Origin of the sequence: Bartonella sp. AC62GZZY (assembly GCF_042196525.1) — a bacterium.
GTDB lineage: Bacteria > Pseudomonadota > Alphaproteobacteria > Rhizobiales > Rhizobiaceae > Bartonella.
In genome coordinates this window covers 324432-344384 of record NZ_JBHIQN010000001.1, presented here as the reverse complement: position 1 = coordinate 344384, position 19953 = coordinate 324432, and the positions used below count along the sequence as shown (strand labels likewise).

The 19953-nt window shown below is 33.9% G+C and carries 15 protein-coding genes, 1 tRNA gene and 4 pseudogenes; 12 read left to right on the top strand and 8 right to left on the bottom strand.

The window, feature by feature from the left end:
- Window positions 1-219: 219 nt before the first annotated feature.
- Both ACFIML_RS01545 and lldD read left to right on the top strand, forming a co-directional pair.
- Complete coding sequence (locus ACFIML_RS01545) at window positions 220-1308, top strand: 2'-deoxycytidine 5'-triphosphate deaminase (protein WP_375607382.1); 1089 nt, start codon at window positions 220-222, stop codon at window positions 1306-1308.
- Window positions 1309-2331: 1023 nt separating this feature from the next.
- Complete coding sequence (lldD, locus tag ACFIML_RS01540) at window positions 2332-3483, top strand: FMN-dependent L-lactate dehydrogenase LldD (RefSeq protein WP_375607383.1); 1152 nt, start codon at window positions 2332-2334, stop codon at window positions 3481-3483.
- A gap of 1070 nt (window positions 3484-4553) precedes the next feature.
- Here the strand turns inward: lldD and ACFIML_RS01535 are convergent.
- Entirely contained in the window at window positions 4554-4676 is a 123-nt protein-coding gene (locus ACFIML_RS01535; protein ID WP_375607384.1) for a hypothetical protein, read from the bottom strand.
- Window positions 4677-5105: 429 nt separating this feature from the next.
- Here ACFIML_RS01535 and ACFIML_RS01530 point away from each other — a divergent pair, with 429 nt between their 5' ends.
- Both ACFIML_RS01530 and ACFIML_RS01525 read left to right on the top strand, forming a co-directional pair.
- The gene (locus ACFIML_RS01530) at window positions 5106-5270 is read left to right on the top strand and encodes a hypothetical protein (protein ID WP_375607385.1); all 165 of its coding nucleotides are present in this window, start codon (window positions 5106-5108) and stop codon (window positions 5268-5270) included.
- Entirely contained in the window at window positions 5271-5570 is a 300-nt protein-coding gene (locus ACFIML_RS01525) for a hypothetical protein (protein ID WP_375615345.1), read from the top strand.
- A gap of 1528 nt (window positions 5571-7098) precedes the next feature.
- Here the strand turns inward: ACFIML_RS01525 and ACFIML_RS01520 are convergent.
- From ACFIML_RS01520 to ACFIML_RS01510, 3 genes are read right to left on the bottom strand one after another with little or no spacing between them, the layout of a single operon-like run.
- Complete coding sequence (locus ACFIML_RS01520) at window positions 7099-7314, bottom strand: hypothetical protein (RefSeq protein ID WP_375607387.1); 216 nt, start codon at window positions 7312-7314, stop codon at window positions 7099-7101.
- Window positions 7247-7474, bottom strand: coding sequence for a hypothetical protein (locus tag ACFIML_RS01515; RefSeq protein WP_375607388.1), 228 nt, complete (start codon window positions 7472-7474; stop codon window positions 7247-7249). The genes ACFIML_RS01520 and ACFIML_RS01515 overlap by 68 nt, the downstream gene beginning before the upstream one ends.
- Window positions 7471-8133, bottom strand: coding sequence for a lysozyme (locus ACFIML_RS01510; protein WP_375607389.1), 663 nt, complete (start codon window positions 8131-8133; stop codon window positions 7471-7473). The genes ACFIML_RS01515 and ACFIML_RS01510 overlap by 4 nt, the downstream gene beginning before the upstream one ends.
- A 1031-nt stretch (window positions 8134-9164) precedes the next feature.
- Between ACFIML_RS01510 and ACFIML_RS01505 the strand changes: the two are divergent.
- Window positions 9165-9365: pseudogene (locus tag ACFIML_RS01505) on the top strand (helix-turn-helix transcriptional regulator).
- Between the two features lie 83 nt (window positions 9366-9448).
- Here ACFIML_RS01505 and ACFIML_RS01500 read toward each other — a convergent pair.
- A tRNA-Thr gene (locus tag ACFIML_RS01500) sits at window positions 9449-9524 on the bottom strand.
- Between the two features lie 456 nt (window positions 9525-9980).
- Between ACFIML_RS01500 and ACFIML_RS01495 the strand changes: the two genes are divergently transcribed.
- A complete protein-coding gene (locus ACFIML_RS01495; RefSeq protein ID WP_375610831.1) occupies window positions 9981-10076 on the top strand; it encodes a SlyX family protein in 96 nt (31 codons plus the stop codon).
- Window positions 10077-10681: 605 nt separating this feature from the next.
- Here ACFIML_RS01495 and ACFIML_RS01490 read toward each other — a convergent pair.
- Window positions 10682-11014 carry a hypothetical protein gene (locus ACFIML_RS01490; protein ID WP_375687212.1) on the bottom strand — a complete coding sequence of 111 codons (333 nt, stop codon included), beginning with the start codon at window positions 11012-11014 and terminating at the stop codon, window positions 10682-10684.
- Between the two features lie 164 nt (window positions 11015-11178).
- Here ACFIML_RS01490 and ACFIML_RS01485 point away from each other — a divergent pair, with 164 nt between their 5' ends.
- The 5 genes from ACFIML_RS01485 (at window position 11179) to ACFIML_RS01465 (ending at window position 15339) form a co-directional block, all read left to right on the top strand.
- Window positions 11179-12606, top strand: a complete 1428-nt coding sequence (locus ACFIML_RS01485) for an amino acid permease (protein WP_375607397.1) — start codon at window positions 11179-11181, stop codon at window positions 12604-12606.
- A gap of 40 nt (window positions 12607-12646) precedes the next feature.
- Window positions 12647-13327, top strand: coding sequence for an energy-coupling factor ABC transporter ATP-binding protein (locus ACFIML_RS01480; protein WP_375607391.1), 681 nt, complete (start codon window positions 12647-12649; stop codon window positions 13325-13327).
- Window positions 13324-13980 (top strand): energy-coupling factor transporter transmembrane component T family protein, encoded by a 657-nt coding sequence (locus tag ACFIML_RS01475; RefSeq protein ID WP_375607392.1) that lies wholly within the window; start codon window positions 13324-13326, stop codon window positions 13978-13980. The genes ACFIML_RS01480 and ACFIML_RS01475 overlap by 4 nt, the downstream gene beginning before the upstream one ends.
- Window positions 13977-14534 carry a biotin transporter BioY gene (locus ACFIML_RS01470; RefSeq protein ID WP_375607393.1) on the top strand — a complete coding sequence of 186 codons (558 nt, stop codon included), beginning with the start codon at window positions 13977-13979 and terminating at the stop codon, window positions 14532-14534. Before ACFIML_RS01475 ends, ACFIML_RS01470 begins: the two co-directional genes overlap by 4 nt.
- Window positions 14535-14772: 238 nt before the next feature.
- Window positions 14773-15339, top strand: coding sequence for a biotin transporter BioY (locus ACFIML_RS01465; protein WP_375607394.1), 567 nt, complete (start codon window positions 14773-14775; stop codon window positions 15337-15339).
- Between the two features lie 27 nt (window positions 15340-15366).
- Here ACFIML_RS01465 and ACFIML_RS01460 read toward each other — a convergent pair.
- A pseudogene (locus ACFIML_RS01460) lies at window positions 15367-15538 on the bottom strand (single-stranded DNA-binding protein); the annotation flags it as partial.
- A 727-nt stretch (window positions 15539-16265) separates the two neighbouring features.
- Here ACFIML_RS01460 and ACFIML_RS01455 point away from each other — a divergent pair.
- Window positions 16266-16319: pseudogene (locus ACFIML_RS01455) on the top strand (hypothetical protein); the annotation flags it as partial.
- Between the two features lie 619 nt (window positions 16320-16938).
- Here the strand turns inward: ACFIML_RS01455 and ACFIML_RS01450 are convergent.
- Window positions 16939-19533 (bottom strand): annotated as a pseudogene (locus ACFIML_RS01450) (DEAD/DEAH box helicase family protein); the annotation flags it as partial.
- Window positions 19534-19953: the final 420 nt, after the last annotated feature.

The window sequence follows — 19953 nt, the reverse complement described above, 5'->3', positions numbered from 1 at the left end:
GACATTCAAGAATAAGAGAGCATGAAAATATTATTTTTACAATACCTCTTGTTTACTTTTAAAGAGAGGCAAAATGTTCTTCATTATTCAAAGTATTTTATTTTATGTTAACAAATCAGTTTGAAAAAACAAAAAAATAGTTTTTATCACCTTAAAAATGGCTTGCACCAACGGATCATCTGGGTCAAAAAGAAATACAGTAAAAAGGGAAGGCAATATATGGCGCGTATAAGCGGTATTTTAGCAGATAGTGATATACAAGCTTTGATTGATAATAACTTTCTCAAGGCTCAGTATCCATTTGATAGATCTCAAATACAACCAGCAAGCCTTGATCTTCGTTTAGGGGAGAAAGCTTATCGTATACGTGCTTCTTTTATGCCGGGTTCTGATGCAAAAGTTTTGGATAAGCTTGAACGGTTAAAGTTGCATGAGTTTGATTTACAAGACGGAGCCGTTTTAGAAACGGGGTGTGTTTATATTGTTCCTCTTTTGGAAACTTTAGCTTTACCAGAATTTTTATCTGCTGTTGCCAATCCCAAAAGTTCTACGGGGCGGTTAGATGTTTTTACACGTGTCATTACGGATAATGCTCAGGAATTTGATAAAATTTGTGCTGGTTATCATGGTCCACTTTATTTGGAAGTTAGTCCACGAACATTTCCAATTTTGGTGCGTACTGGCTCACATTTATCACAGCTTCGGTTTAGAAAAGGGCAAAGTTATTTAAATGAAATTGAGTTGCACACTTTGCAAAGGCAAGAAACACTGATATCGGAGGATCTTCCTAATATTAGTGCTGATGGTATTGGACTTTCTATTAATTTAAAGGGAGATGAAAACGGGCTTATAGGTTATCGTGGTAAACATCATACAAGCGTTATTGATATTGATAAACGCGCCGTTGCTCACGTTTTAGATTTTTGGGAACCTCTTTTTGATCGAGATCACAGAGAGCTAGTTCTTGATCCTGATGAGTTTTACATTTTAGTTTCACGAGAGTCTGTTCATGTGCCTCCGCTTTATGCCGCAGAAATGACTCCTTTTGATCCTTTAGTTGGTGAGTTTAGGGTGCACTATGCAGGCTTTTTTGATCCAGGATTTGGGCATATGGAAGCGGGTGGAAAAGGAGCAAGAGCGGTTTTAGAAGTGCGAAGCCATGAAGTTCCTTTTATCTTAGAGCATGGCCAAATGATTGGTCGTTTGGTCTATGAACATATGCTTAATCGGCCCTCAACCCTTTATGGACATGATGTTGGATCACATTATCAAGCACAGGGTTTAAAGTTGTCTAAGCATTTTAAATGAGTTGGAAACCACAAATTTTGATAACATGTACGCAGGAAATATATTGTGAATAAAAGAAAAGTTTTTGTTCTTTAAAAAACCGGCGCCATGCATTTTCCAAGATTAGGGCTTTGTATTTGAGAGGATATGAGAGGCATTTTTATTTCTTTTTTCAAGAGATTCTATCTATACGAACTCCATTTATGATTGTGCAAAAGAATAGTTTTGATTATTTCATCATGACAAAATTTACAATGAAAGAAATTTACTATATTCAATATGTTATTCATATTTACTATTATAATAAATCAATAGGTTACTAAAATTCAATAGAGCTAATAAATAAATTTTTAATCCAGTTTAGTAACAATTATTTTCAATAAACATTGTTCTAATTTTAGTAACTCATTTATAGCCTCAAGATATAATATTGCTAGAAAATTATTCAATTAAATATGAATAGTTTCTATTGGTATGAACATTAAAAGTTTTTATGCTTTATGTGCATTAGGCACTATATATTTTTATAAACTTTTATGAATAAGTAAAATATCTCAATTTTGAATATTGATATACGAAGATTTCTGCATGTATGCGACAGCTTTATTTCCAGTATTAATAAAGGATTTTTTCATCTTTTGGGGGGGGATGATTTATACTTAATGACACTCTATATTCTTAATAACTGATAATGTAAGGATCTTTGGGGAGAGACGCGACTTTAAATTATAACTAATTAAGCTACGGAGCAATCGCTTTCGAAGAGGGATTGCTTTAAAGAGAGTATAACATTTTAATTGCACATGAAGAATATATGAGTAGATACGTTATTAATGATACTTCATACTGTGAGATTTTAAATTTGGATAAGAGCAATAAAGACGTTGTTTTTATCAATTAGTTTTTTTAGAAAGTTGCAGTCTCTGTTGCTTCTATCTATTCAATAGAGTGCTTTGGGAGAATAGCGAATAGGTAGGTACATGGATTCGCTTTTATGCGTTTTAGGATGTTTTCTCTTTTCATTTAGGAATAATGGTGCCATCAATGATTATTTCTTCAACACTTGATTATCGTAAGGCAGCAAAGCGTCGTCTTCCTCCCTTTCTTTTTCACTATATTGATGGTGGGGCTTATGCTGAAGAAACGATGCGACGTAATTGTACAGATCTTCAAGCACTTGCACTGCGTCAAAGGATTCTATGCCACGTTGGTGAAGTTGATCTTTCAATCAAGCTTTTTGATCAGACACTTGGTCTACCGATTGTGCTCGCACCTGTTGGGCTAACGGGCATGTATGCACGTCGTGGAGAGGTAAAAGCAGCGCGTGCTGCAGTGGCAAAAGGGATTCCTTTTACACTATCCTCTGTTTCAGTTTGTCCTATTGCGGAAGTGCAAGAAGCGATTGGAGGTGCATTTTGGTTTCAACTTTATGTTCTCAAAGATCGCGGTTTCATGCGTGATGCACTAGAACGGGCTTGGTTGGCTGGTGTACGCACGTTGGTTTTTACAGTTGATATGCCAATTCCTGGTGCACGTTATCGTGATGCGCATTCGGGTATGTCTGGTCCTTATGCTGGTTTACGTCGTTTTTTACAAGCTTTGACTCATCCATATTGGGCTTGGAACGTTGGTGTTATGGGGCGCCCTCATGATCTTGGAAATGTTTCCATTTATCTCAAAAAGAAGATTGCATTGGATGATTATGTTGGTTGGCTTGGTGCAAATTTTGATCCCTCAATTGGTTGGCATGATCTACAATGGATTCGCGATTTTTGGAAAGGAAAAATGATTTTGAAAGGTATTCTTGATCCAGAAGATGCGCGAGAAGCCGTACGATTTGGTGCTGATGGTATTGTTGTTTCCAATCACGGTGGACGCCAGCTTGATGGTGTATTATCAACAGCACGAGCGTTGCCTGAAATTGCAGATGCTGTAAAGGATCATTTGACTATTTTAGCGGATTCTGGTGTTCGTTCTGGTCTTGATGTTGTACGCATGATAGCACAAGGTGCGGATGCTGTTATGATTGGCCGTGCTTTTGTTTATGCGCTTGCAGCAGCAGGTAAGAAAGGTGTTATGCATCTCCTTGATCTTTTTGCCAATGAAATGCGGGTAGCTATGACACTGACTGGTACTCAGACAATCAAAGATATTACACGCAAGAGTTTAGTAAATATAGATGTTTTTAAGCAATGAAAGAAATATGTTATACTTCTTTCAGAAAAAGAAAGTATTTTTATAGAGGAGCATAATTATATATTTTAAAAATATGTTGACAGTTAAAGTTAAATAGAAAATATCAATAAGCTCCTCTATAAAATCACAGAAAATACTCAGTAACTACAGTAATATTAAATATTAATAATAATAAACACGAAAAAAAACAATAATAACATTGCATACATATTTTATTTACTTTATTAAAAGCTCATTCTACGGATAAAAAGGAACAAGCGCTGATATTAAAGGTAAAACAACTGTTGATATAGAAAAAGTAGCTATAAATAATGCTGTGAGCATTTTTCCCTCCTGTATATAAAAAAACATTAAAATATAATATATTAATTACTTCTTTTCCACATTGGCATAAAACGTAAATTTATAAAATCCATTTAGTTTTATTTTAATATAGAATAATATTAGTTATTGTATATAAATAAAACTACCAAAAATGTCAATATGTATTTATTTTAATCTATAATTATAATAAAAATGTATCTAATAAATAATATTTCTATAATCTATATATTATTTATATTAAGTTCATTGGATAATATATTATATGGATATGATATTGTTTTTATGGAGTACGTTTTTAAGCAATGAAAAAATATCCGTACTATCTTTAAAAAAGCTCGTTTACTGAGAGAAAAACTGCGTGAATTAATGTGCTTTTCTTTCTTATTTTCTTGCATCCTCAATGATTTATGATGTTTTTGAACTGGCGAGCATATTAGGAAGCAGTTGAATATTTTTTGTATAGTATGTCATTTCTAACACTATTTATGCGTCCTCGATTGATTTTATAACTTGTTAAAATATCCAGTTCGTTTTTATTGCAGATGGGGATGGTGGGGGGCTTAATGATACAAATTGGCATAGAATGTTTTGTTCCATAAGCGATTTAACAATTGCATCTCCAAGTTTCTCCTTTGATACTATGCTCTTCACAGACAACAACAGATTGGTGAGATTGGCATAACTCTAGCACTGATCTATTATCTCAAAGTTGAATTGTTGGCACACTTGTAAGCGTTGGGATAACTTCATGTTTTTTGAAGCTCTTCAGCAACATCAAGACAAATCTGAACAGTTTCTTCAGTAGCAGGTAAGAGAACATCTTTTCCTTTTTTAAACAGAAGTTTTGCTGATATCAATTTTTGAAGCATTTTTATGAATATTCATAACAGAACGCTTTCCTAAACCTATATAAATGGGTACAAGATTACTTAGAGTAGAAAGAATTACAGTTTCCATTTGATCGAATTACTACTCATAAGTAATTGGATAATATTTACTTTATCGCTGAATAAAAAAGAAAAGTTTTTCTCTCTTTAAATAGAGGATGGATTGTTATCTAGCCAATCGGGATAGTTTGCGAGAAATTTGTTCGATGCAAAACGACTTAACATTGCAGTTACTTTTTATCATTTGAAGCTGTGAAAAGAAGGCTAGATAGATGAAAGAATGTAAAAAATGATGGATACATTTTAAGATAAAAAATTATAATTTTGTTAATTCCACACAAGTTGCTGCTGATATTGGTGACAAAAGAAATTCGATCAAAAAAATATCAAAATTATTTGAGGACATTCCTCATGGCATGTAGACTAAACCTTTTTGTTGGTATGAGTGATATTTTCTTTGAACAAAAATTGATTCTATCCCCTGAAATCAGCAATAATCTCTCAGGTTATGTCGTAAACTTTTTAGGGATGTTACAACGCCACTATCGTCCTTTTGTAAAAATGTTAGCATTTTAGATGAGCAGTTGTGAGGAATTTCAACGTTTAATACAGCAAGATCCAGAAACTCTCACGGATTTAGAATGGGCTTCAAGATTTTTATATTTACAGCGATTAAGTTTTAGAGGGAATGTAAATCGTACGATGAGAGTAGAAACCCATCGTAGCGCGCGGGGGCTTAAGCTCTTCCAATTTGAAGGCGTGCTAAAACTTATTTTCCACTGTTTAGCAGGTGTTAGCATTGAACATTTAGACTGGTCTTATTTTATTGTGCGTTATGATCGCCTAAAAATCTTGTTTTATCTTTCACCACTTTAATTGTGGTTTTGAGGGTTATTAAAGAAAAGATTTTTATAAGTGGAAGGATTATCAGCCGATGTCTAAGCTGCTTGTATAAATTAAAAGGGAGTTTTTTGTCTTTAAACAATATGCTAGAAATTCAAAAAACTTTAGTTAACTTCATAAAAGAGGTTACACCATCTTATACAGACTGCTCTGCAAATAACACAATTTCTGGTAAGGAATGTGGCATCACCAATTTTGATTTCTAGAAAAGAAACAATACGTATTAAATAGTCTTTAACTTGCAGACTTTTTGAGAATCCTTTCAGAATCTTTTGAAAAAAGTGAACTGATAGAAGATATTTCTATCAAAATATAAAAACTTTTCTAACAAGTTAGGAATAAATCTAGAAATATATATTAAATATAAAAACAGTGCGATATGCAGGATGTCTGGGCTTTAGAAATAAGAATCAAAGCGTATAAAGATGCATAGAGGTGAGATTGAGACATATCATTTTTATGATTCAATAAAAAATAAAAATTAAAGAAAAAATTCTATATCAAAAATTTAAGGTGGTTTAAAAGGTGGACGGGCAATGCATGGAAGGATGAGTGAGAAGGTGAATTAGGGGAGAGTGATTTATAGATTATCAGTATCTTTATAAAAGTATCTTCTCAAGATAAATATTGGGATGAAATAAGATTGTGGTTGAATGTTCGAAAAGATAATACGCGCTCTTAACTTTTCCGTTATACACATCACAATAAACGCCGTGAAAGAAACGGTCCTATTACAAACTTTCTCTAAAAGCAGTACATGAGTTTGCAAGATATTACAGTAATATTTTAAAAGAAGGATTTTATTTCAGGAAAAAATTATCTTAAAATAGTAAAGCAATATTTTTCAAGAAATTGCTAGGCAACTTTTGAAAGTAAAAAAGCTAAGTTAAAAAATAAAAGCAAAAATGGTTGTTGGTTTTCTCAATTGGAGTTGCATGTCATTTCCCATATAGGGAATTTACCTATAGAAAAATTAACAGCCAAGATCATTCACAATGTTTTCCCGCCACTTTAGCATGAAAAAGCAGATAAAGTGCGAAAGTATTTTCCTTATCGTCAACATCATTATTATAATTAGGAAGCTGAAGCAACGTCATTTACAAATCACATAAAAGCCTTACCATTATTCATTATATAGCTCCATAGATTGCTTTTCTTCAAGCATGCAAGCTTCTAGATGTTATTTTTGTTGAAAACAGAACCTTTGTGTATGATCAGTTCTTTGAACGACGATAGTAGTGCAATCCATAAAATCTTTTCTCATCTTCTTTTGATAGGATAACAAAGATGCCCATAGAATACATCAATAGACTCAATCATTTTACACAAACATAATCTGTTGAATCCTTTCGCTTCAACTCAGACATCTCCGTTACTCTAATAAAATCCAATCGATCACCAGAGTGTTTTAACCTTTTAAGTTCTTTTACTTTTAGTCTGAATATATCCACCTTTTTCAAATCGTTTCATTAATTAATGTTTCAGAGGAGTTGTATCTTTATCACTTTATTTTCCGTTTATCTCTCCAACCACATAAACGTTCACCTTGTTCGTTATGTTTTAAAATATCTCTCGCCAAATTTGAACTAATGACATTGATATCTTGTCGATTCAAATAAATTGGCAGCCATCCAATACAAGAAGTTCGTTCATTCGTCGCGCAACCAGCTAGAAAGCTTAGTGCGCACATCAGCATCACTTTTCTTATTAATTTCATTTTCTACCTCAAGCCGTGTTGTCGCTATCTTGAAATCTTCTTTTGTTTGCTTTTGCTTCTCAATTTTTTTCCCAAGAAAAAAGGCTTTGACTAAAGCTATAAGAAAAGCTGCTATGAGCGCTGACGTCATTGTCAGATATTTTTTTATCCATAAAATCATAGGCGGTGTTCCTGAAAACGTTTAGCAATGTATATCATAGCTGTACAAGCAGCTAAAACCATAATGCCTGCTAGAACCCATTGAACAGGACCATTTCCTGCAAAAAGACCTCCAAGCCCTGAAAAAGAACCTATGATTGGTGCAAGAGCTTCTACTTTGCAAATACCTGTTACACCTTCTGGTTCTACTACATGATAATTGGGGGCAACATGAGCTCCTTTTGCCCACAATCCTGCTTCGGTTGCTCGGCGATTGACAAGACCTTGGATACGTTTTCCTCCCACTCTTGTCCATTTTTGCAATTCGGTTGGTATCGCTTCATATTCACCTTTATTAAGCTTTTTTAAAAGTGTAGAACTGCGAAATGCTGTGATTCCTACATTATAGCAAAATGATACTAATGCCGCGAATTGTTCATCGTTTAAAGGAACGGTAACGGCTTTTTCAACAACAGCTTCATACTCCCTCAAGTCCTGACGAAGGATTTTTTCAGCTTCTTTTTCCGTAATTTGCATATCTTTGTGAACGCTTGGAGCACCAGCAGCACTTGTATGTCCATAACCAATTGTCCAGACACCACCAGAATCTTCATAAGCTGATAAACGCAAGCCTTCCAATTGCTTAATCAATACAAGCCCTTCTTTTGATATTTTTCGCATTATTTTTACCTATAAAAAACTACACAAAGCAGGATATGAATTAAAAACTTACATCTACTCATTTTTAAGAACAGAACAGCGAAAGGGCATAATAAATTCAAAACATCCATAGTGAATTATTTTAAGATCCATATCATTTTTTGAATAAAGATTATGCTAAATACTATTCATTTTTCAGTAATTGATCTCCATCTAAAGACAATAACTTTATAATAATTCCATTTATAATCAGATAGATTTCACTCATAAATTCTTACAGTTGATCTAGAATGATTTAGAAGAACTTTACTTGAAAAAACTTCAATAATTCCGATGACAAAAAGCACTTTTAATAAAAAATAAGAGACATAATAATTAATGAAATAATTAGGTGTTGATTTTTAAGTAATTTCAAAAGTCATAAATTGCACCACAGAATTTTTTTTATAAAAACAAAAAAACATTATAATTTAACATTATATATCTAAAAATTATCTTAGAATCAATAAAGCGTATACATAACGTGTTATACATATTTAATAAAAAAATCTATAGTTAAATTAACTATTCTTTGTTTTTTCCCCTAATTGCTTAATTCCATTAAAAAGTACCTTTACGAAGGATTTTAAATAAACTGTTACATAACAACATAATGGATATTTCTCCTCTCTTACAGTCTGTTTCCAACTGAAACAATATATTAGTGGAGCATATTCAATATATAGACCAATGGTATTTGATAGTTTTTTTAAGAATATTGTACTGTAATAATTTTGAACAAGTAGTTCGGTTTCATATATTTTCTTTTTCATATGAAGCATTTGGTGGGGCGTTTGGGGTTGGGTCCAATGGTGTCATCTTTGTCTGGTGTTGTATTGGCTACGTTTCCAGCAGCCTCTTAAACAAATCAATCAAGCTATTGAAATCTTTTTAGAGGCAATAGCACAAGAGACACAAAAGATTTTGACAAAAAGCTGCTTGAAAATATAGGAAGTTCTCTCCTCATAGCATCCCAGCCCATTTACATAACATAAAAAATAAAAAGGCAATGGATGATATTTGATGATGGCAATAGATATGTAACAATCCATGAGTGTGCACAGCTTTTTAGTATATCCACAACAACGATTCGCAATTAGATGCTTCAGAGGGGGCCGGAGCCATATAAGCTAGGGTGAGCAGTGAGGTGGAGAAAGAAAGAGGTTTTAGCATTTACTCCAGAGAAAAATACGGAGCAAATAACAACAGATTAGATAAAATTGTATAAATCCTAGAAGGTGGTCTTTAAACAGATAGTTAAATAAAAAATATATATATTTCAACACCTTAAGAAAGGTGGTGCCGCATGCCGGATTCGAACCAGCGACCCCATCATTACGAATGATGTGCTCTACCAACTGAGCTAATGCGGCATAGGTTTGTAAGTCAATGAGACAAAACTAATTTGAGGGTAATAGCTAAAAGTACGTATAAAAGCAAGAATGCATTTTTTCAATAATTTATACATATGATAATAATTTGAAGGAGAAGTATGTAAAAGTCAGAGAAAAGTATTCTTTGACCTTAATGCTATAAAATGCTTTCCAATTTACGATAGCACTTAAATTAAGAAGCTGGGAATGTAGATCTTTAGAATGAAAAATGGTGTTAAGATAACTTAATCAAGATAAAAAACTTTTCTGATTTTTAAGAAAGAAATTTGTTGCATAGAGTGATTGGGAAAATAAAGATCATCATAAACCTTTTATAATGTGCAAATAGATGAGTAGAATTAGTTGAAAAGTTACTTCTCATTTTTATGGGAAGAAGAAGGGAGGAAGATTAATAACATTAATCACGTTTTTTTTATTTAAGGGGAAGTAAAAATCATGTCGGATGAAGATCGGCTGATAGAACTAGAAATGAAGCTAGCTTACCAAGAAAAATTCATTGAGGAACTTTCTCGAGAGGTAACTAATCAATGAAAAAGTTTGGATGAGATATCTAAAAAGTTGATATTTTAGCGAGACGATTTTCAGATTTAAAAGAACAGAGTGTTACTGAAGCTGTTATCTTACCATTTTCTCAATAGGGAGAAGGTGCGAAATATTTTTTATCACAATTGCAATTATTTACAGATGAGTTTTTATTTCACGCATTTTGTTAGACTTGTAGAATAATTTTTATAAGCTTCTTCATTAATTTTAATAAGTTCTAATCTTATAAGGAGTGCTGATATTAGAAGACGTTTTTTATATGGGGTTTTTAGTACGAAAATTAAGAAAAGTTTTTGTAGAGTATAAAGAAGCAGCCGTAGAAGAATATATGAACTGCAATATTTTAAGTTTTTTCTGTACAGAGTTTTCTTATAGGTGGGAGGTAGATTTATTCGCTAATTTTTTAAAATTGATACAAATAAAGTGATGTTATCGTTATCTATAGAAATCATAAGTGAGCGCCTATATTTATAATAAAGCGTTTTAATTTGTTCTGATGATCAAGTGATTTTCAGTTGTTTTAATAGAGTGAGGGGGGTTAAGCAACATCGATTATGTTATAGTACACAGAGCTCTAGAAGTTTTTTTCAAGATCAAATGGACTCTTTATTATATGATGTTTTGTGAAAAGGCTTTTGTTTTTCGTAATTTAAGATACAAAATACTATTGCTAAAGCCCCAAAGATAGACCATGCGGGTAAATAAGTAAGAGTAATGCAAATTGAGGACAGAAAATCAGGCATTACCTTGCATAGAGATTGATTAAGGTGATAGATATCTGTTTGCAGAAGGTTTGTTAAAATTTTATTAAAGGGGGTTGTTGTCCAATGTGATGTGATTACAGAGTGTGCGTTATCAATGACCAATGCTATAATGGTTAGTGTAACGAAAATGAAGGACATTAATTTAAATAAAGGGTGGAGCATATTTTTTCTTAAAACTTCAACGGGACATACGTATAATGCACAAAAAAATAAGGAGTTGCATTATGATAAGAAAATAAGTTTACGTTTGTTTTGTGTTTTTTGAAAGAGGTGCCTAATTTTTCAATAAAAGTTGAGGTTAAGTTCAACAAAAGTAGTGAGGCATGATGTCTGAAAAAAAGCACGAGGAATTGAAGCGTAGCCTTCAAAATCGCCATATTCAAATGATTGCTTTGGGTGGCGTTATTGGGACAGGACTTTTTTATGGGTCAACCGAGGCAATTCAATTAGCTGGTCCCTCAGTTATTTTATCTTATCTTGTCGGCGGGCTTATTATGTATTTCATTATGCGAATGCTTGGTGAAATGTCAGTAGAAGAACCGTCTTCAGGAGCATTTAGTTTTTTTGCTTATAAATATTGGGGGAGATTAGCTGGTTTCATAACAGGTTGGAATTATTGGTTTCTTTATATTCTTGTGAGCATGGCTGAACTTACAGTGATAGGGTTTTACCTTGATCATTGGACTTTGATTGATCATTGGAAGACATCTTTCATTGTTCTTTTATTTGTTACATTTGTTAATTTGTTTAATGTTCGTTTTTATGGAGAATTTGAATTTGCTTGCGCTTTGATCAAAGTGGCTGCTGTTATTGGTATGATTATTTTTGGAATTTTTCTCATTGTCACTGGACTAGGGGAAAATCAAGCGAATATTCATTATCTTTGGGACCATGGCGGTTTTTTTCCTTATGGAGCAGTAGGGGTTGTTTTAGCAACTTCTGTAGTAATGTTTTCTTTTGGAGGAACGGAGCTTATTGGTATTGCTGCTGGAGAGGCATCTAATCCACAAAAAACAATTCCAGCGGCTATTCGTCAAGTTATGTGGAGGATTATAATTTTTTATATTGGTTCTATCAGTGTTATTATGATAATCAGCCCTTGGAATATGATTGGAAAAAAAGGTAGTCCTTTTGTCACAATTTTCGAGACTATAGGAATTCCTGCTGCTGGTCATATTTTGAATTTTGTGGTGATTATGGCTGCTATTTCTGTTTACAATAGTGGCATTTATTCTAATGGCCGTATGCTTTATAGTTTAGCTGTACAAAAAAATGCACCACATATTTTTAGTAAACTGAGTGCTGCTCGTGTTCCTTATATTGCTATCCTTTTTTCATCATTATGTACGGCGTTGATTGTCGTTGTTAATGCTCTTGTTCCTGATAATAGTTTCATGCGGATCATGGCTCTTGCAACTGCAGCAGCAGTGATTACTTGGGCTATTATTGTTATTGTTCATTTGAAATTTCGCAATGCCCATAAGAACAGAAAGGGCGATTTTATTTATGCGTTTGGTTTATATCCTTACGCTAACTATCTTTGCCTCTGCTTTCTTGCTTTATTATTTTGCATTATGTTTGTCAGTGGTTTTGGGAAAAATGGATTGATGACTCGACTTTTTGATATGATAGGAATAAGCTTGCCTTTTCTTGAAGCATATATTCCTGTACAGATGCCTGATATGAGTTTGGCAGTCATTATTATTCCTCTATGGTGCTTGTTATTACTTTTAGGTTATAAACTGAAACGATAGAGAAAGAAGAGCTAATAAAAGGGATTGATTGGAATAAGCCTTGGGGATTATAAAATTTGATGAGGTAACACAAGTTTTTGGTGATTTGTGTGTTTTAAGAAATATTACTGTACAGCTTACCGAAAGACGAATTGCTATTATAGGTGCGAATGGTTCTGGAAAAAGTACATTTGTTCGCCTTATTAATGGGCTCCAATTACCATCTCATGGCTGTGTAAGCGTTGATGGGCTTGATACAAAACGCGACGCAAAAGCAGTAAAGCGTAAAGTTGGATTTGTTTTTCAGAATCCCGATAATCAGATTGTTTTACCATTAGTTGAAGAGGACTTATCCTTTGGTCTCAAAAATTTAAAGCTTAATAAAGATGAAATTAAGGAGCGTGTAGATGAAATTTTACAGCGCTATGAACTTCAAGATTTCAGAAATCACGCTGTCCATTTATTAAGTGGTGGGCAAAAACAACTCGTTGCTATTTCCAGTGTAGTTGCAATGAAACCAGACTACATTATTTTTGATGAGCCGACGACATTACTTGATTTGCGAAATAAGCATCGCGTTACGCAAGTGATAGAAGAATTACCACAAACGGCAATAGTTGTATCGCATGATTTAGAGTTTTTGAAAAAGTTTGATAGAGTGCTGGTTTTTGATAAGGGGGATATAGCAATTGATGATGTACCTTTTGTTGCTATAAAGGAGTATATAAGAAGAATGTCATGATCGGTTTATATATTCCGAGGGATACATTTATTCATAGGTTAAGTCCTGGAGTTAAGTTATTATTTCTTACGGCCTGTGGAACTTTTATAATAATGGTTTCTTCCATAGCGCTTCTTGGGTTATTTCTATTGTTGGTCATCTTATTCTATAGAGTCGCCAAGATCCCTTTCAAAACTGTGATAAAGCAATTTAAATCGATGGGATTGCTTTTAGTTCTTCTATTTGTATTTCAAACTATTTTTAGCGGTTGGCTTACGGGGGTTGAGGTCATATTACGTCTTGTTATCCTCTTTTCTTTATCATCAGTTATTTCATTCACAACAAAAGTTTCAGATATGGTAGATGCAATTGAAGCAGGCCTCCAGCCCTTTCGTTGTTTTGGTATAAATCCATCAAAAGTGAGTATGGTTATCTCTATGGCGATCAGGTTTATTCCTCTTTTGAGTGAAAAGTTTAATGAGGTACATGAAGCACAGCAAGCAAGGGGACTTAATACTAACATTGTCGCTCTTGCGATACCTTTAATTATACGGACTATAAGAATGGCTTCAGAAGTGGCTGAAGCATTGGAAGCGCGTTCTTATGATGCTGATACTATTGATACAGCATCTCATAATAATAAAAGTTTTTATAATAAAAGAAGAATCAAATGAATACAAAAGATTTAGTTTATATTGCTTTATTTGCCGCTATTTATGCTATTTTGGGCCTTTTCCCTTCTATTTATCTTCCTTTTCTTCTAGGGGTGCCTATTACAGCTCAATCGATGGGACCGATGCTAGCAGGGTCTATACTTGGGGCAAAAAGGGGTGCTTTAGCGTCACTCCTTTTTCTTGTTCTTGTTGCGATTGGATTACCTCTGTTGCCTGGTGGTCGTGGTGGAATAAGTGTCTTTTCAGGAATTGCAAGTGGTTATTTAATAGGTTTTCCATTTGCCGCATTTTTTATTGGTTTAATGGTAGAGTTGTTTTGGCAGCGGTTAAATTTTATAACATTATTTATAATAAATACTTTTGGTGGCATTGGGATAGTTTATTCTTTTGGTGTTCCATGGACAGCGTATATGACCAAAGTTTCTTTACTGAAGGTTTTAATGGCTTCATCAGTTTTTTTGATAGGCGATTGTTTAAAAGTGTTGATTGCATCCTTTATTGCACTCGCGATTAAAAGATCTGTTCCTCTAATTCATTCAAAGCATAATAACTAAAATAAATGCATTATATAATATTCATATATCACTATTATTGAATTTAACTATAGTAATTTATGATGTAATTAAAAATTGTAGAATCTAATATGATTCATATAAGTGATATTATTAAAATAAATTATTATAGTATTTTTCTCTATATCTAAGGTATTTAAAGTGTACTTTTATAAATCTGATACTTTTTATTAATTGTACAACAATAACGAAAGATTTTCCCTAGTGAAGGAATAATTCAGTGAATACAAAAGATTTGGTTTATATTGCTTTATTTGCCGCTATTTACGCTGTTTTGAGTCTTTTCCCTCCTATTTATCTTCCTTTTTTGCTGGGTGTCCCTATTACAGCTCAGTCTATGGCTCCGATGTTAGCAGGATCTATACTTGGAGCGAAAAGGGGAGCTTTAGCATCACTTCTTTTCCTAGTTCTTATTGCGATTGGGTTACCTCTATTGCCTAGTGGTCGTGGTGGAATTAGTGTTTTTTCAGGAGTTACGAGTGGTTATCTGATTAGTTTTCCATTTGCTGCATTTTTTATTGGCTTTATGGTAGAATTGCTTTGGCAGCGGTTAAATTTTATAATATTATTTATGATAAATATTGTGGGTGGCATTGGGATAGTTTATTCTTTTGGAATACCATGGGTAGCTTATATGACACAGGTCCCTTTGCTGACAGTTTTAATAAGTTCATTAGGTTTTTTGGTTAGTGGTTTCTTGAAAGTGCTGATTGCATCCTTTGTAGCGTTGACCATAAAAAAAACCGTTCCTCTCATTCATTCGAAAAAAGGGGCAGTTCTGTACTGAAGAACAAATTTTTCCAAATTTCTGTAGATTAAAAAGCACCACGGAATACCATTTTGTTTTGTCTACTTTTTTATTGGTATTTTTATCTGCATAGCTCTCAGAGGTAGCCATACGAAAATTGAATGTTTAGGCACCAAAATTCCTTTTTGCTTTCAGGAGCAGCTCCCAAATAGCCAATTAATATCGTTTTATTTAGCATGCTTGTAAGTTTTATTCGATTTGCATATTATATGCATAAAGCCATAGAATAATTTATTATTTTTTTATATTTTTAGTTAATTAATCACTAATTTTTAAAGTATTAAATTATATTAATTGTACCAAAACATGGATAATTAAGTGTTTATCTAGAACTCTTGATGTATATAATACCCTTATAAATGTATTAATATAAGGTATAAAAATGAGATTTGAATGGGATGATGCTAAAACAAAAAGTAATCTTAGAAAGAATCATGTAAAGTTTTGAAATATCTGCATATGTTTTTTCTGATCCATTCTCCATGGCTAACCAAGACCGTATTGAAAATAGAGAGTATGGTTAGCAAGTTTTAGTGCTTGTGGAGGTTTTTATTACTATTCGTAGCGCATACTGTCCATGACAATAAAGATGGTATAGAGGTAATGCGTATTATTTCAGCTCGACGAGCCAATTTGAAAGAGAGGAAACGTTATAAAGAAGAAAGTTCGTTATGAAATTGAGGTAGGTAACTTATCAGCTTTGACAGATAAACAGAGACTTGAAATTGATAAATTGGCTGTAATGTCGGATAGTGCAATTGATCATAGAGATATTCCGTCACTCAATGATGTGTTCTGGAAAAACGCCGTTTTCAATCCATTCTATAAACCACCCAAAACTGTCACAACAGTGCGAGTGGATTCAGATGTGCTAGCGTGACTTTAAAAGTCAAGGGAAAGGATATCAAATGCGGATTAACGCCATTTTACGTGATGGCATGCTTCGTTTAATGTTTTAATTTTTCCTCCACTTAAAAGCAGGGAAAGGGAGTCATACTCTGAAAATCTAAGCAGCTTTCACTGCAGAGTTCTCTAAAACTCGTATTGCTTCTGCAATTAAAATTTTATAGCTTTAATTCTCAGCTAAACGATTCTAAATAATGAAATATATTTTGGATACACTACCTTCTCATAACCACTAAGATAACTTTGGCAGCACCTACTATCTGATAAGATTATAGACATTGTAATTATGTTAACTTTATGAATACCCTTAACTTCCTTTCTTATAAATATAGAATAGATCCAGCCCCAGAATTAGTTAATAACAGTGGTGCTGATAAATTTTTAGAGGAAGGAACGTACTATTTTAACCGTGATAATCAATGTGCTACCTTAGTAATCGAAAAGTTTTCTGTGAACTCAAAGATCTGCTATTGGATTTATGTTTTAACGGGAGAAAATAGCCCTTATAATCCTGAAATAATTGATTCTGAAAACGACTTTCAGAATATTCCTAACCCACGTCCTAGAAAATATATTGAACAAAATAAGCAATATTTTGGAGTTTTGATTCCTGTAGAGTTCACTCTTTTTTCTTCAAATAAAGAGTTAAATAAATTCTTGCAGCTACACTACAAAAAAACTTTCATAAAGGTTTATAATAAGATTCTGTTTTGCATGAGTTTCGGTAATCTCTGCTGTACAGAACGTGACGCTTTTGTAAAATTTATCAAGATCTTTCGTTTTCTCTTCGATATTGGTTTTATCAAGTTCTGTTAAGATTTTTTCCATTGCTTGCGAAATGGCATTGTTTTGGACAAATTCATTGCCCTCAAACAAAGCTTCAAACACGGGACGCGTGACAAGATGTTGTGCTAACATCTCAATCGCTTCCTCTTGTTTTATTTCACTGTTTAAGTTGTTCTTTAATTCCTTATGAAATGCATCAAAAGCTTCACTGTTTTCATCAGAAAGCAAGTTTTGGAGATGCGTGATATGGTTTTGTGCAATCTCAGCAACATTGCCCGCCCAATTTTCCCAATAATCCGCAATAGCAAATTTCTTCGCAAGAAGGGTTTTCAAAGCATTGGGAAACTCTTTATAAAAAGGTAATCTTCCTGTTACGCTATGAATAGTTTGTGGTTCATGAGCGGCTTTTCCAATCTCAAGATCCATATGTTCTGATTTTTCATGGATATGAAGTTTATCCTCAACCGCGGTCATGCTCTCTAAGGCTCTAATCTCCAAAACATCACTAACGTCTTGCCCTAAAATCATCTGGTTAAGGGTGATTTCAAAATTCTCATCATGAGCAAGCAAAGCATTGATCACTTGCCAGACAACACTGTATCTTTTGTTGTATTTTAAAGCCTGTTCAGCAGAAACTCCAGCAGGGATCCCAACGGGTAAAATGATATAGCCTGTTTTCTTATTTGGAGCACGACGCATGATACGCCCTACCGCCTGTATCACATCCACATGACTTTTACGCGGGTGTAAAAACATGATGGCATCAAGAGCAGGGACATCAATCCCTTCAGACAGACACCGAACATTGCTTAAGATCCGACAAACATTTTGCCCCGCATCTTCTTTAAGCCAATCCAATTCCTCATTGCGTTTTTTGACGCTTTGCGTTCCGTCAATATGTCTTACTTCACAGTTTAGAAAGGGAACCGTTTGAAGGAAATCATCAATATGAGATTTGATAATTTTATTGAAAAGCTTTGTTATATATTGAGAGGTTTTGATATCTTTGCAAAAAGCTAAAGCACATTGCATGGGCTCTGTATCATCATCATCAACAGCGGCTTGCTTATCTATTTTGGTAAGTGCTCTATAACAGCCAATAATTTTTGCCGCATCATCTAAATCAATTTCACGGTTTTCATTGACAATAATCTCCTGTATGGCTGGTGTGATATAGGTTTCATTAATACCCAAGACCACAATCTTGTAAGGAGTTAACAGTTCATTATCGACAGATTCCGCGAAGGTATAATGATGAAGTTGTTTTCCAAAAAGCGTTTCGTCGTTCATAGATGCGAGAACGGCATTAATCTCATCAGTGCGCCTTTTAGCAGTGTCACTAAAGATTTTAGGCGTTGCTGTCATATACAGACGTTTTTTGCCCCGAATGATGCTGTTATCGTGAACCTTGATAAAGTCAGATTCATTGTCTTCACTTCCCAATGAAGCCCCCGTCGTACGGTGTGCTTCATCACAAATGATTAAATCAAATTCGGGTAAACCATGCTCTTTTTGCGCATCCGAAATCACTTGGATAGAATGGTAAGTTGAAAAGACCACCGTCATTGCGTCTACTAGGTTTCCACGCGCTTCTTTAGCAAGGGCTTGTGCATCCGTGGTAGCAGGGAGAACAAGATCTGATGTTGCCATGCCAACAATATCATCTTGGTTTTTACGACGCTTACCCACTTGTGTATCTGAACATACCGCAAAGGAACGCAAGGGCACTTCTGTATCAAGGGTCCATTCACGGATTGTTTGTGACATCAAAGCAAGGGAGGGTACCAGAAACAACACACGCTTGCCAGTTCCTGCTATGTGTTCTGCTATATTAAGGCTAGTGAACGTTTTGCCTGTTCCACATGCCATAATCAGCTTGCCACGGTCTGCTTCTTGCAAACCTTCACAGACTTTCTCAAGAGCTTCTTTTTGATGATCTAAAAGCTTTTTTTTAGGTTGCTCTTTAAGGGTAGCTTCACCTTTTTCTTTATAAGCCCCCCAATCAATTTGACTGTTTTCTAAATCAAACAGATTAATCTGTTGAATACGAACCTCTTGACCATCACAAGTCAGTTCAACATTGTCACTCCAATCTGTTTCGGTGCTATCAACTAGTATGCGACGGGTGAAGATCTTTTTGCCCGAGGCAGCGATAAAACTATCAATATCTTCTTTTTTTATTATGTGAGAAGCATCATAGCATTTACATTGAATAGCCGCATAGCCCCCTTCATTACGGATTGTGGCGACCAGATCAATGCCAATATCAGTTCCATCTTCATCATGCTCCTTAGCCTATTCCAAATAAGTCTGAACCTTTTCGTATTCTTGCTTTTGAAGCCGGTCGTTTGTCAAATAAGCCATGACAAGGTTTTCAAACATGGTTCCTAATTCACGGGGTGATTTAGCTCGTTGACGATAATATTCTAAGAGAGAGCGTAAAGTGACGTGTTCATTATCAGACTTAATAGATTGCAGTATATTGTAATAAAAATCCCTTGCCTTATGATATGATTAATAATCATCAAAAGAATCAAAACGAATTCAATTAAATGCATTTAAAGCAAATAACGATAAAAATGGGAAAAAACTGCTAAAAAAAGCCGATATTTTTTCAAAAGGGTTTTTAAAGATACTTATCCACAGCCCATGACATGGGATAAGATCAGCAAAGTAGTGAAATCTGCTATTCGTTTTATGGAAAAAAGACAAATGAAGCATGTGCTTTTAAAATATCAGAATGATTATTTTGATATGTTTTATGAGTCACTAAAATAATCTAATTTGTCAGTTCAATTTACGAACACAAACTGACGAGTTTTATTCAACTTACATCATTGGTTATCTTTAAAGATTGTACTCTTGATATGAGTTATGGTTTTAAAATGCTAACCTATTGAA